Origin of the sequence: Microbispora sp. CL1-1 (assembly GCF_012034195.1) — a bacterium.
Classification (GTDB): Bacteria; Actinomycetota; Actinomycetes; order Streptosporangiales; family Streptosporangiaceae; genus Microbispora.
The window spans coordinates 46,265-58,837 of record NZ_JAATEK010000030.1 but is presented as its reverse complement, the minus strand read 5'-3'; the positions used below and the strand labels follow the sequence as shown (position 1 = coordinate 58,837).

The window sequence follows — 12,573 nt, the reverse complement described above, 5'->3', positions numbered from 1 at the left end:
GCTTCTCCCCCTGGCGTCAGGCCTTCCCCAGCGCGAGCAGGCCGATCAGATCGTAGGCCACGTGGGAGGCCGCGACCGAGGTGATCTCCGCGTGGTCGTACGCCGGGGCGACCTCGACCACGTCCGCGCCGACGATGTCGCAGCCGGCCAGGCCGCGCAGGATCTCCAGCAGCTCCCGGCTGGTCAGGCCGCCCGCCTCGGGGGTGCCGGTGCCGGGCGCGTGCGCCGGGTCGAGCACGTCGATGTCGATCGACAGATAGAGCGGCCGGCCGCCGATGCGCTGCCGCAGCGCGTCGGCGATCTCGTCCACGCCCCGGCGCATCACGTCGGCGCTGGTCACGATGCCGAAGCCGAGGCGCCGGTCGTCCTCCAGGTCCTCCTTGCCGTACAGCGGGCCGCGGGTGCCGACGTGGCAGACCGCCTCGGTGTCGAGGATGCCCTCCTCGACCGCACGGCGGAACGGCGTGCCGTGCGTGTACTCGGCCCCGAAGTAGGTGTCCCAGGTGTCGAGGTGCGCGTCGAAGTGCAGCAGCGCGACCGGGCCGTGCCGCCGGGCGGCCGCGCGCAGCAGCGGCAGCGCGATCGTGTGGTCGCCGCCGATGGTGACGAGCTTCGCGCCGCCGTCCATGAGCCCGGAGGCGGACTCCTCCACCGTCTCGACGGCCTCGCGGATGTCGAACGGGTTGCACGCGATGTCGCCCGCGTCCGCCACCTGGACCGTGGCGAACGGCGAGACGTCCAGGCCCGGATGGTACGGCCGGAGCAGGCGGCTGGCCTCCCGGACGGCCGCAGGGCCGAACCGGGCGCCCGGGCGGTAGGAGACCCCGCCGTCGAACGGGACGCCCACCACCGCGACGTCGGCGTGCCCGACCTCGTCCAGCCGCGGCAGCCGCGCGAACGTGGCCGGTCCGGCGAATCGAGGGATCCGGGAGGAGTCGACGGGTCCCCGGGGCTCTGTCATGGCGTGCGCTCTTCCTTCCAGTAGAGGTCGGTCCGCCGGTCACGATGGACGTCGTTGCGGGGGCCGGTGGCCTTGTCCCGCGCGTGCGCGAGATCGCAGTCGGCGACCAGCACGGCGGGCCCGTCCCGCAGCACGGGGCCCGCCAGGGGATAGCCGTCGGGACCGATCAGGGAGGTGCCGCAGACCCAGCCGACGCCGCGCTCCACCCCGCACCTGTCGGCCACGGCGACGAACATGCGGTTGGCCGCCGCGGCGATCTGGGCGAAGGCGACCAGCACCGGGCGCTCCCCTTCGGGGACGGGCGAGGCGGGCCAGTTGGTGGAGACGGCGAGCAGGTCGGCCCCCGCGAGGCCCACGGACCGCACCCACTCGGGGAACTCCAGGTCATAGCAGACCATCATGCCGATCCGGCCGAGCGTGGTCCCGACGACCGGGGCCGGCTCGTCGCCGGGGACGAACACGTCCTGCTCGTCGTGCCACAGGTGGGCCTTGCGATAGACGGCCCTGGTGCCGGTGGCGTCGACCATGACCTGACTGTTGCGTACGGCACCGCCGTCCAGCTCGCAGAACCCGCCGACGATCACGAGGTCGTGGTCGCGGGCCAGCCGCCGCCATCCGGTCACGGTGGGGCCGTCGGCGGGCTCGGCGAGACTCCTGGCCTCCTCGGCTCCGGTGAAGACGTAGCCGCTGTTGACCAGCTCGGGCAGCACCACCAGCCGGGCGCCGGCCTCGGCCGCCTCCCTGATCGCCGCCTCGGCGGCGGCGCGGTTCGCCTCCGGCTCGCCCACCCGCAGCGGGAGCTGCGCCACCGCGACCCGCGTCACGACCGCACCCCCTCGTTCGTCCCCGCGTTCGCCCCTGTGTCCGTCCATGTGTCCGTCCCCGCGGACGTCCCCGCGGACGTCCCCGCGGGCGCCCCCGGCCGTACGACCGTGCGCAGGCCGGTGCCGGCGCGCAGGTCGGCGAAGGCCGCGGGCAGGCCGGCGAGCCCGGCCTCGGCGCCGACCAGCCGGTCGAGCGGCAGGCGCCCGGACAGGTAGAGGCTCGCCAGCCGGGGGAAGTCGACCGCGGGCACGCTGGAGCCGTAGTTGCAGCCGAGGATGTTCTTGCCCTGGTCGGCGAGGTCGAACGGGTCGAAGGAGACCCGTGTGCCGAGCGCGGTCATGCCGACGAGCACCGCGTTGCCTCCCGCGCGCAGCAGCCCGGGCAGCGCCTCGATCGTGGCGGCCCGGCCGATGGCCTCGAACGCGTGATGCGCCCCGCCGGTGATCTCCAGCACCTTCTCCGCCAGCGCCGGGTCGTCGCCGCGCAGGGTGTGCGTGGCGCCGAGCTCCCGGGCAAGGCCGAGCCGCCGGTCCGACAGGTCGACGGCGACGACCGGCTGGGCGCCGGCCAGGCCGAGGCCGAGCACGACCGCCTGCCCGACGCCTCCGCAGCCGATGACGACGGCCGACTCGCCCGGCCGCACCCCCGCCGTGTGCACTGCGGCCCCGACCCCGGTCGTCACGGCGCACCCGATCAGCGCCCCCACCGGGAACGGCACCTCGTCCGGAACGACGATCGCGGCGGTCTCGGGCACCATGGCATATTCGGAGAACGTGCCGAGCCCGAGGAAGGGCAGCACGGGCGTGCCGTCCTCGTCGGACAGCGGGGTCGAGCCGTCCGGCAGCGTGTTGGACACGGCCTTGGTGTTCGAGCACAGCCAGGCACGGCCGGCTGCGCACGCCTCGCAGCGGCGGCACGGCGCGAACCACGACAGCACGACGTGGTCGCCGGGCCTGACGTCGCGTACGGCAGGGCCGACGGCCTCGACCACGCCCGCGCCCTCGTGTCCCAGGACGATCGGCTCCTCGACCGGCCAGTCCCCGTCGAGGACGTGCAGGTCGGAGTGGCAGACGCCGCTCGCCTCGATACGGACGAGGACCTGGTCGTCCCGGGGGTCGGCCAGGCGCAACACCCGGCTTCGCAGGCCCTGCCCCGGCACGAGGACGGCCGCGTTGGTGACGGTCATGTGATTCCTTCCTCGGACGACATCCGGCGGGGTTCAGGACGCGGCGAGCTCGCGCTCGCTGGCCGCGACGACGCCCTCCTCGGACGAGACGTCGAGCGTGCGGCACAGCAGCAGGTAGACGCCGCCGCCGACGATCAGCCCGACGGCGAACGCGATGTCGACGCCGCCCATGGCCTCGGCCACCGGGCCGGTGAAGAAGCTGAGCACCACGAAGGGAACCATCGCGGCCAGGCCAAGCAGGTAGGAGACCAGCCCGCGCCACGCCCACATGCCGTAGATGCCGTCCTTGCGGAAAAGGTGCGTGATCGCGTAGTGGCCGCGCCGTACGAAGAAGTAGTCGACCAGGTTGACGGCCGTCCACGGCACGAGCACGTACAGCATGATCAGCTGCACGTTGGTGAAGGCGGTGGAGAAGTCGCCGATGAGCAGCATCCCCACGAGTGCCCACACCACGGCCAGCACGACGACGGTGACGATCCTGATCGAGCGGGTCGGCCGCACCGGCCGCAGGGTGTCGACGGCGGTGACGACGGTCAGCATGCCGCTGTAGGCGTTGAGGCCCATGGTCGCGACCAGCACGAGCACGGACACTACCGTGAGCACGCTGCCGAGGCCGGTGAACACGTTCTCGCCCGCGTCGTGGATGCCGACGAGCGTGTCGGTGACGCCGAGCCGGGTGGCCATCCACGCACCGATCGGGATCAGCCACAGCGGCGAGGCCGAGGCGCCGCAGAAGACCGACCACACGATGTGCGAGGTCTTGGTGCGCCGGGGCAGATAGCGCGAGTAGTCCGAGACGTACGGCGCGTAGGTGATGTTGTACGAGGCCGCGACCGCGAACTGGACCATGAAGGCGACCCAGGTGAAGCCGCCGGAGGAAGGGGCCGCCTGCCCGCCCGCGCCCCCGAACAGGATGACGGCGGTCAGCACGAGCCACAGCGGCAGCGAGATCCAGAACAGCACCTGGAACGCCCGGTGGAGCCAGTCGTAGCCGTAGATGGCCAGCACCGCGGCCACCACGGTGATGACGAGCCCGATCACCGGCTTGCCCCAGCCGAACACCGCGTTGAGGCCGTTGTCGATGATAACCGTGTCGATGACGTTGAAGCCGACGTACGTGAAGAGCGTGCCGGCGAGTGCCAGGATGACGCCGCGATATCCGAGCTGGGCCCGCGACTGCACCATCTGGGGCAGCCCGAGCCAGGGGCCCTGCGAGGCGTGGAAGGCCATGAAGAAGGTGCCGAACAGGATGCCGAGCGTGCTCGCCAGCGAGGTCCAGCCGAGCGGCAGCCCCATCGCCGGGCCGACGAAACCGATCGCGACGGTGTACGGCTGGAAGTTGCCGCAGAACCAGAACGGGCCCTGGTGCCAGACCTTGCCGTGCCGCTCGCCCTCCGGGACGTAGTCGATCGAACGGACCTCGATGGCGCCGGGCGAGGCGGAGGGGGCAGCCGTCGTCATACATTCCTCCAGGTCGGGGGGGGAGATGGCTTGAGTGTGCCTAACGGCCCCAAATCAGAACAATTGGGTCAATCACCGGAAATAGGCTGGACGTTGTGGACGGGCACAACACGGTGGAAGACCTGGTGCGCTCCCCCGCGCTGCAGCTGAAAGTGCTGGCGGGCGAGCGCGGACTCGGCAGGTCGGTGTCGTGGGCCCACGTCAGCGAGCTGGAGGACCCCACGCCCTGGCTGCTCGGAGCCGAGGTCATCATGACCACCGGCATCGGAGTGCCGCGCGCGGCCGCCGCCCAGCGCGCGTACCTGGAACGGCTCGACGACGCCGGGGTGGCCGCGCTCGCGCTCAGCGCGGGCCTGCACGTCCCCCCGCTGCGCCGAGCCTTCCTCGACGCCGCCGAGGACCGCGGATTCCCCGTGCTTGAGGTGCCGCTGGCCGTGCCGTTCATCGCCATCGCCCAGGAGGTCGCGGCCGCGGTGCAGGCGGACGCCCGGCAGCGGCTCGGGGCACAGCTCCAGGTGTTCGGCGCGCTGCGCTGGCTCGCCTCGGAGAGCCTGGACACGGCCGGACTGTTCCGGCGGCTCGAACGGCTGTCGGGCTACGACATCTACCTGACCACGCCGCAGGGCCGCCCGCTGCTGCCCGGCGTGCCGGCGCCCCCGCCGGGCGTACGCCTGCCCGCCTCGCTGGAGGCCCCGCCGACGATCCCCGGCGGATTCGCGCTCCCCGTCCCCGCTCCCGGCGGTCCCGCCGGGTTCCTGGTCGCCTTCGAGCGGGAGGGCGCCAGGCCCGCCGGGCTCGCCGTCGTCCAGCACATCGCGACCGTCGCCGCCCTGCGGGTGGCCATGGTGCGCAGCGAACGCGAGACGCTGCGGCGGCAGGGCGCGGAGACGCTGGCCGAGCTGCTGCAGGACGTGCTCGACCCGGAGACCGCGCGGCGCAGGCTCGCCCTGGCGGGCCTGGCGGCCGACCGCGACGTCGTGCTGCTCGTGGTGCGCGACGCCGCCGACGAAGCCGTCGTACAGGCGCTCGGCGAGCATCCGCACCTCATGCTCCGCCGGCAGAGCGACCTGTACGTGCTGACGGCGGCGGACGCCGACACGGCGGAGCTGGAGGCGGTGCCCGGGATCGCGGCCGGTGTCAGCCGCGCTATCGCACCCGGATCGTCGCTGCGGGTCGCCCAGCGCGAGGCGCTGTGGGCGGCCTCCCGCGCCGCCGAGTCGGGCCGGCCGCTGGTCGCCTACGGCGCGGACACCACCGGCCGGTGGCTGCCCGCCGACGTGGGCGTGCTGACCGCCCTCGTCGAGCACGTGCTCGGTGACGTCCTGCGGTATGACGCCGAGCACGGATCCGAACTGGTCGCGTCGGTGCGGACCTGGATGGAGCGTGACCGCCGCGTCGACGACGCCGCGCGGGCCCTGCACGTGCACCCCAACACGCTGGCGTACCGGCTGCGCCGGTTCGGGGCGCTCACCGGGCGCGACCTGTCGGCGACGGGCGACTTCGCCGAGGTGTGGCTGGCCCTCCGCGCCGCGGGACAGCTCGGCCGGGTCTGAACGCCCGGCAGGTCAGCGGATGCCGACGTAGAAGCGCGTCTGGTCGCTTCGGTGGAGGGCGTAGTACGCCTCGAACCTGGTGTTGTCCTCCAGCCACGCGACCGACTCGATGCCGAGCAGAGGCGTCGAGGTGGACACCTCGAGCAGGGCCGCGTCCTCCCGGTTGGGGAAGACCGCCTCGATCCAGCGGTCGGCCGCGGCGGGCTCGATGCCATACCGGCGGCGCAGCACGTCGTACAGCGACTGGTTCTCCATGATGGCGCGTTCGAGCCCGGGGACGAGCCGGGCGGGCAGGGCGGTGTCGACGAGCAGCCACGGCTGGCCGTCGACCCGGCGGAGCCTGCGCAGCCGGACGACCTGCTCCCCCAGCGGTATGCGCAGGAGCGCGGCCTCCCGCTCGTCGGCCTCGCCGAGCGCCTGGCGGACGGTCTGCGTGGTCACCCGGCGCCCCGACTCCCGCAGGTCGTCGGCCGACCCTGACATCGATCCGACGAACCTCAGCTCGGTCTTGCGGGGCGCGACGAAGGCTCCCTTGCCCTTTACCTTGTAGATCAGGCGTTGCTGGACCAGCTCACGCAGCGCCTCCCTGACGACCGTGCGGGAGACGCCGAACAGGTCGCTCAGCTCGGCCTCGGACGGCAGCGGCTGATCGGGCCCGCGCACGCCGCTCTCGATCTCCGCGCGCAACGCCCGCATGAGCTGCATCCACAGCGGTTCCGCCCCGTCGCGGTTGAGAGGCGGATAGGTCATCGTCACGGGAACCTCCTCGGCGGCACCGCAGCAGGATGCCCCACTCGAACCTGTAACTACAAGTTGGCCCGGCTGTTACCAAGATTAATCGTCACTGGCGGTCCGAGGCGACCGAAAACACGCTCTTGACAGGCCCGTAACGCCCGCCTAGTTTGCTTGTCACTACAGGCCTGTAATGACAGGTCGATCGAGCGAAGCCTTGACGCCGACTCTCCCCCCTCGCGAACCCGCTCTGTCTGGAGACACCATGCACATGCGTCCCACACGCCGGTCCTGGCGCGCCGCCTCCGCCGCGGCGATCTCCGCTTTCGCCGTACTGGCCGCGGGCTGCGGCTCCGGCTCCGGTAGCGCCACCGCGGACGCCGCTGGCGGGACCGCGGGCGGCGGCGGTGACAAGCCCTTCATCGCACTGAGCAACGGCTTCATCGGCAACGGCTGGCGGCAGACGATGATCGCCAAGTTCGAGGCCGCCGCCGAGCAGGCCAAGGCCGACGGGCTGATCGGCAAGTACAAGGTCGTGAACGCGCCGGGCGAGAACTCGGCGACCGAGCAGGTCGCCCAGATCAAGAGCCTGCTGCTGCAGAAGCCCGACGCGCTGCTCATCGACCCCGCCTCGCCCACCGCGCTGCAGCCGGTGATCCAGCAGGCCTGTACGGCCGGCGTCAAGGTCGTGGTCTTCGACTCCGCCATCGACGCGCCCTGCGCCCACGTGCTGCAGAACAGCTTCGTGGACTGGGCGACGTACGCCGCCAAGCCGCTGCTCGAAGGCATCGGCGGCAAGGGCTCGGTCATCGTGAGCCGCGGCGTGGTCGGCTCCCAGCCCGAGGCCGAGATGCTCGACACGACCAAGAAGATCCTCGCGGGCTACCCCGGGGTGAAGACCGTGGCGACGGTCACCGGCATGTGCGACGGCGCCACCGCGCAGAAGGCCGTGCTCGGCGTGCTGTCCAGCGTGCCGAAGGTCGACGGCGTCATCGGCTGCGGCGACGGCTACGGCGTGGCCCAGGCGTTCGCCACGGCGGGCAAGCCCGTGCCCGCGGTCGACTTCGAGACCAACGGCCGCGCGCTGAGCTACTGGCGGGACAACAAGATCGACAACGGCTCGGTCGCGGTCATGTCCGACCCCGGCCAGTCGGTCGCCGCGCTCTGGGAGGCCCTGGACCTGCTCGACGGCAAGGACGTGCCCAAGCAGATGACCTTCCCGATCGTCCTGATCGAGCAGAAGGACCGCGACGCCTGGGCCTCGGTGCTCAAGCCCGACGAGTACGCCGCCTGGCCGTGGACCCGGGAGCTGTTCCGGCAGCAGGTGGAGGCCGTGAAGACCGGCGGCAAGCCGATCCAGCCGCCGATCCCGTCGGCCGCGAGCTGACCCGGCTTCGCAACGACCACGGCACGGAGGAGACGGAGGAGACCGGGCATGCACGTCGACAATCTCCCGGCCGGCGGCACGGCGCCGCCGCAGACGGGCACCGGACCGGCCGCCCGGCCGCCCGTCGTCACTGCCAGGGGCGTGACCAAGGCGTACGGGCGCACCCGGGCCCTGACGGGCGTGGACCTGGAGGTCCGCGCGGGCGAGGTGCTCGGGCTGGTCGGTCACAACGGCGCGGGCAAGAGCACGCTCATGCGCGTGCTCGCCGGGCTGGAGGCCTGCGACACGGGCACGGTCCTCGTGCACGGGAGGAAGGCCTCCGCCGGGGACTTCCGGTCGGTGCGGATGGCCTACCAGGAGACGTCACTGTGCCCCGACCTCACCGTGGCGGAGAACATGTGGGTGTCCTCGCGGCACTGCCTGCCCCGCCTGCGGTGGCGGCGGGCGGCGAGCGACGCGGTGCGCCGCCGCCTCGACGAGATGTTTCCCGGCCACGGCGTCTCCCCGCGTGACCGGGTTGAGGACCTGTCGCTGGCCCGGCGCCAGATGGTGGAGATCGCCCGGGCCTGCCTGGTGGACCGGCTCGACCTGCTGATCCTCGACGAACCCACCGAGTCGCTCGGCCCGGACGCCGCCCGGTCGCTGTACGCCTACGTGCGCAGGCTGACCGGGGCCGGCACCGCCGTGCTGCTCATCTCGCACCGCATCCGCGAGGTCCTCTCGGTGGCCGACCGGGTGGCCGTGCTGCGCGACGGTGCGGTCACCGCGGAACGGCCGGCCGCCGGGCTCGGCGAGCCGGACGTCCTCGAGCTGATGGGCGCCCACGTCGCCGCTCCCTCGGCGACCGGCACACGGACGGCCGCCGCCGGGGCCGCGGCGCGGGAGACGGTGGCCGAGCTGCGCGGCGCCATCGGACCCGGCCTGCGGGAGGTCACCCTGCGGGTCGGCAAGGGCGAGGTCGTGGGCCTCGCCGGGCTGGCCGGCCAGGGCCAGCAGGAAGTGCTCGAACGCCTGTGGCGACCGGTGCGGCGCGACACCACGGTGAACGTGACGCGGGCGTACGTGCCGGGCGACCGGCAACGCTCGGGCGTCCTGCCCCTGTGGAGCGTGGGCGACAACCTGATCGTGACCGCGCTGCGCGGCATCGCCCGCCGGGGGCTGCGCCGCCCGGCCGAGGAGCGCGCGGTGGTCGGTGACTGGGTGAAGCGCCTCGCCATCAGGGGCGGCGCGGAGGCCGGGATCACCGAGCTGAGCGGCGGCAACCAGCAGAAGGTCATCGTCGCCCGCGCCTTCGCCTCCGCCTCCGGGCTCGTGCTGCTCGACGACCCGTTCCGGGGCGTGGACGTGCACACCAAGACCGATCTGTACCGCCTCATCAGGGATGAGGCGGCGAAGGGCCGGAGCATCGTCTGGTACTCCAGCGAGAACGCCGAGATGGCCCACTGCGACCGGGTTTACGTCTTCCGTGCCGGCCGGATCGTGGCCGAACTGACCGGCGAGGAGATCTCCGAGGAACGCATCATCGCCGTCTCCTTCAACGAGGACGGAGGAAACGACTGATGGCCCAGCTTCTCGCCCCGGCGCTGCCCGACCGCGCGCGGATGCGCCGCTCGGCCCCGGCCGCGGTCAGCGCCGTCGCCCTGGTCGCGATGCTCTGCGTCTGCTCGTCGCTCCAGCCGGGTGTGCTGACCGTGGAGGGCCTCACGCTGGTCCTGTCCGCGACCGTCCCGCTGGTGATCGCCACGCAGGCGCAGATGACGCTCATGGCCGTCGGCGACATCGACCTCGGGATCGGCAACTTCGTCGGCCTGATCACGGTGGTCTCCGCCACCCTGCTGGTGTCGTCCCCTCTCCTCGGCGTGCTCGTCCTGATCGGGCTGGTCGCGGCGTACGCCGTGCTCGGCCTGCTCATCCACCTGCGCGAGGTGCCGGCGCTGATCGCGACCCTCGGCGCCTCGTTCGTCTGGCTCGGGCTCGGCCTGTTCCTGCTGCCGACGCCGGGCGGCATGACCCCCGGGTGGCTGGCGTCGTTCGGCGCATGGCAACCCGCGGGCTTCCCGGCGCCGCTGCTGCCGATCCTGGTCGTCGCGCTGGTGGTCTACCTGCTCACCGCACGCAGCGCCGCAGGCGTGCGGATGCGCGGTCTGGGCAGCAACCCGGTCGCGCTGCGGCGGGCCGGCCTGCGGCCGCTCACGTCCCGCGTCGTCGCCTACGCGACGGCGGGCGCGCTCGGCGTGCTGTCCGGCCTCGTCCTGGCCTCCCAGACCGGCGGCGGAGACGTGTCGTCGGCCTCCAGCTACACGCTCACAACCGTGGCCGCGGTGATCCTCGGCGGGGGCTCCTTCTCCGGCGGCAACGCCGTGCCGTGGGGCGCCGCGATCGGCGGAGTGACGCTGGGGCTGGTCAGCGTGGTTCTCAGCCTGCTCGACGTCCGATCCGACATGCAGTCCGCCGTGCAAGGCGTGATCGTCCTGGCCGTGCTCGCGGGCCGCGTCGTCGTGGGGAAGGTGTTGCGATGAACATCCGCGTGACCCGCCAGTGGAGCGGCCCCTGGAACGGTGCCCCCTGGATTTGGGGCTTCGCCTCCGCCGCGCTCGTGTGGCTGGTGATCCTGGCCATCTCGGGCCAGGGCGGCGGGCAGACCGTCTCCCTCGCCCTGTCGCTCGCGCCGTACCTCGTCATCGTCGGGCTTGGGCAGATGCTGGTCATCAGCGCGGGCCCCGGCAACATCGACGTGTCGGTGGGGTCGGTCATCTCGCTCGCCGGGTTCGTCTCGGTGGCGGCGGCCTCCGCGACCGGCTCCGCGGCCGTGGGGATCCTCTCGGGGATCGGCGTCGGCGTCCTCGTCGCGGCGGTCAGCGCCGTGGCCATCCTTGGCCTGTCCGTCCCCCCGATCATCGCCACGCTGGCCGCGGGGCTCGTCGCCTCGTCGATCACGCTGTCGACGGCCAACGGCTTCACCGCCGTGCCAGACCCCGGTCTGCGCTCGGCGCTCAACCTGCGCCCTGTCGGCATCCCGCTCCTCGCGCTCGCGATCGCGGTGCTGACCGTGCTCGTCGTTGCGCTGCTGCGCCGCACGGTCTACGGCCGGTCGCTGATCGCGGTGGGCCAGAGCCGCCGGGCGGCCGAGCGGGCCGGCATCCCGGTCGCCCGGATCATCGGGGCGACCTACCTGCTCAGCGGGGCGCTGGCCGGGCTGACCGGCGCGCTGCTCGCCGCCTACATCGCGCCCTCGGCCGATCTCGGCACCCGCTACCTGCTCGACTCCGTGGCCGTTGTGGTCATCGGCGGCACGCTCATCTCCGGCGGTCGCGCGGTCCCGGTGGGCGTGTGGGGCGCGTCCGTCTTCTTCATCCTGCTTGACGGACTGGTCAACCTCGTCGGCTGGAGCACCGCGGCGCAGAACCTGCTCAAGGGCGGCCTGGTGCTCTTCGTCCTCTTCCTCGCCGGTGGAGGCGACCGTACGGCATCTCTGTTCAGACGGCGATCGCGCACCGCGACCGCCACCACCACTAGTACAGGAGACGACACTGATGGCTGACACCGACGGCCTGCTCGACGCCCGCGACTTCGGGACGTCCGCCGGGCCCGCGGCGAGCGGCTTCCACGTCAAGGGCGCGCACGGGCAGGACTGGGGCCTGCGCAACCGCCTGTCGCGCATCTTCCGGCCGGACACCGGGCGCACGGTCATGCTGGCGTTCGACCACGGCTACTTCGTGGGCCCGATGGCCGGGCTGGAGCGCCTCGACACCCGGATCGCCCCGCTCGTCCCGGACGCCGACGCGATCATGATGACCCGCGGCGCGCTGCGCACCAGCATCCCCGCGACCACCGACGCCGGGATCGTGCTGCGCGCCAGCGGCGGCCCGAGCATCCTGCGCGAGCTGTCCGACGAGCACATCGCGCTCGACATGGAGGACGCGCTGCGCCTCAACGCCGCCGCCGTCGCCATCCAGGTGTTCATCGGCGGCGAGCACGAGTCGCGGTCGGTCGCCAACCTGGCCGCGCTCGTGGACGCCGGTCAGCGGCACGGCGTCGCCGTGCTCGGCGTCACCGCCGTCGGCAAGGACATGGTCCGCGACGCCCGCTACTTCCGCCTCGCGACCCGGATCAGCGCCGAGATGGGCGCCCACATCGTCAAGACGTACTACGTCGAGGAGGGCTTCGAGACCGTCACCGCGAGCTGCCCGGTGCCGATCATCGTCGCGGGGGGCAAGAAGCTGCCCGAGATCGACGCCCTGACGATGGCCTACCGGTCGATCCAGGAGGGCGCCGCCGGCGTCGACATGGGCCGCAACATCTTCCAGAGCGACAGCCCCGCCGGCATGCTCGCCGCGGTCCGCGCGGTCGTGCACGACGGGCTCAAGCCCGAGGAGGCGTACGAGATCTACAAGGAGAGGGCGCGCGGCTCCGCCGCCTAGTCCGATCCTTCTCCGGCGCGGGTCCGCCCGCGGACCCGCGCCCGTCA

At 72.7% G+C, this 12,573-nt stretch carries 11 protein-coding genes; 6 read left to right on the top strand and 5 right to left on the bottom strand.

Annotated elements, in window-relative coordinates:
- Positions 1-16 precede the first annotated feature (16 nt).
- Genes speB through HCK04_RS28635 form a run of 4 tightly spaced genes read right to left on the bottom strand, consistent with a single transcriptional unit; the run spans position 17 to position 4,433 of the window.
- Positions 17-961, bottom strand: coding sequence for an agmatinase (speB, locus tag HCK04_RS28650; RefSeq protein WP_142650489.1), 945 nt, complete (start codon positions 959-961; stop codon positions 17-19).
- Entirely contained in the window at positions 958-1,785 is an 828-nt protein-coding gene (locus HCK04_RS28645; RefSeq protein WP_205830817.1) for a nitrilase-related carbon-nitrogen hydrolase, read from the bottom strand. Before HCK04_RS28645 ends, speB begins: the two co-directional genes overlap by 4 nt.
- Entirely contained in the window at positions 1,782-2,972 is a 1,191-nt protein-coding gene (locus tag HCK04_RS28640; protein ID WP_142650487.1) for a Zn-dependent alcohol dehydrogenase, read from the bottom strand. The genes HCK04_RS28645 and HCK04_RS28640 overlap by 4 nt, the downstream gene beginning before the upstream one ends.
- 33 nt (positions 2,973-3,005) lie before the next feature.
- The gene (locus HCK04_RS28635; RefSeq protein WP_142650486.1) at positions 3,006-4,433 is read right to left on the bottom strand and encodes a cytosine permease; all 1,428 of its coding nucleotides are present in this window, start codon (positions 4,431-4,433) and stop codon (positions 3,006-3,008) included.
- Between the two features lie 95 nt (positions 4,434-4,528).
- On the opposite strand from HCK04_RS28635, the gene HCK04_RS28630 reads away from it, so the two are divergent.
- Positions 4,529-5,986, top strand: a complete 1,458-nt coding sequence (locus tag HCK04_RS28630) for a PucR family transcriptional regulator (protein WP_142650485.1) — start codon at positions 4,529-4,531, stop codon at positions 5,984-5,986.
- A gap of 12 nt (positions 5,987-5,998) precedes the next feature.
- Here HCK04_RS28630 and HCK04_RS28625 read toward each other — a convergent pair whose 3' ends face one another.
- Entirely contained in the window at positions 5,999-6,736 is a 738-nt protein-coding gene (locus tag HCK04_RS28625) for a GntR family transcriptional regulator (RefSeq protein WP_142650521.1), read from the bottom strand.
- Between the two features lie 247 nt (positions 6,737-6,983).
- Here HCK04_RS28625 and HCK04_RS28620 point away from each other — a divergent pair, with 247 nt between their 5' ends.
- The 5 genes from HCK04_RS28620 to lsrF are packed head-to-tail and all read left to right on the top strand — an operon-like array spanning position 6,984 to position 12,526.
- Positions 6,984-8,105, top strand: a complete 1,122-nt coding sequence (locus HCK04_RS28620; RefSeq protein WP_142650484.1) for an ABC transporter substrate-binding protein — start codon at positions 6,984-6,986, stop codon at positions 8,103-8,105.
- Positions 8,106-8,153: 48 nt separating this feature from the next.
- The gene (locus HCK04_RS28615; RefSeq protein WP_142650483.1) at positions 8,154-9,665 is read left to right on the top strand and encodes a sugar ABC transporter ATP-binding protein; all 1,512 of its coding nucleotides are present in this window, start codon (positions 8,154-8,156) and stop codon (positions 9,663-9,665) included.
- Positions 9,665-10,624, top strand: coding sequence for an ABC transporter permease (locus tag HCK04_RS28610; protein ID WP_142650482.1), 960 nt, complete (start codon positions 9,665-9,667; stop codon positions 10,622-10,624). Before HCK04_RS28615 ends, HCK04_RS28610 begins: the two co-directional genes overlap by 1 nt.
- Positions 10,621-11,646 carry an ABC transporter permease gene (locus tag HCK04_RS28605; RefSeq protein WP_142650481.1) on the top strand — a complete coding sequence of 342 codons (1,026 nt, stop codon included), beginning with the start codon at positions 10,621-10,623 and terminating at the stop codon, positions 11,644-11,646. The genes HCK04_RS28610 and HCK04_RS28605 overlap by 4 nt, the downstream gene beginning before the upstream one ends.
- Positions 11,639-12,526 (top strand): 3-hydroxy-5-phosphonooxypentane-2,4-dione thiolase, encoded by an 888-nt coding sequence (gene lsrF, locus HCK04_RS28600; RefSeq protein WP_142650480.1) that lies wholly within the window; start codon positions 11,639-11,641, stop codon positions 12,524-12,526. The genes HCK04_RS28605 and lsrF overlap by 8 nt, the downstream gene beginning before the upstream one ends.
- The last annotated feature ends 47 nt before the right edge of the window (positions 12,527-12,573 follow it).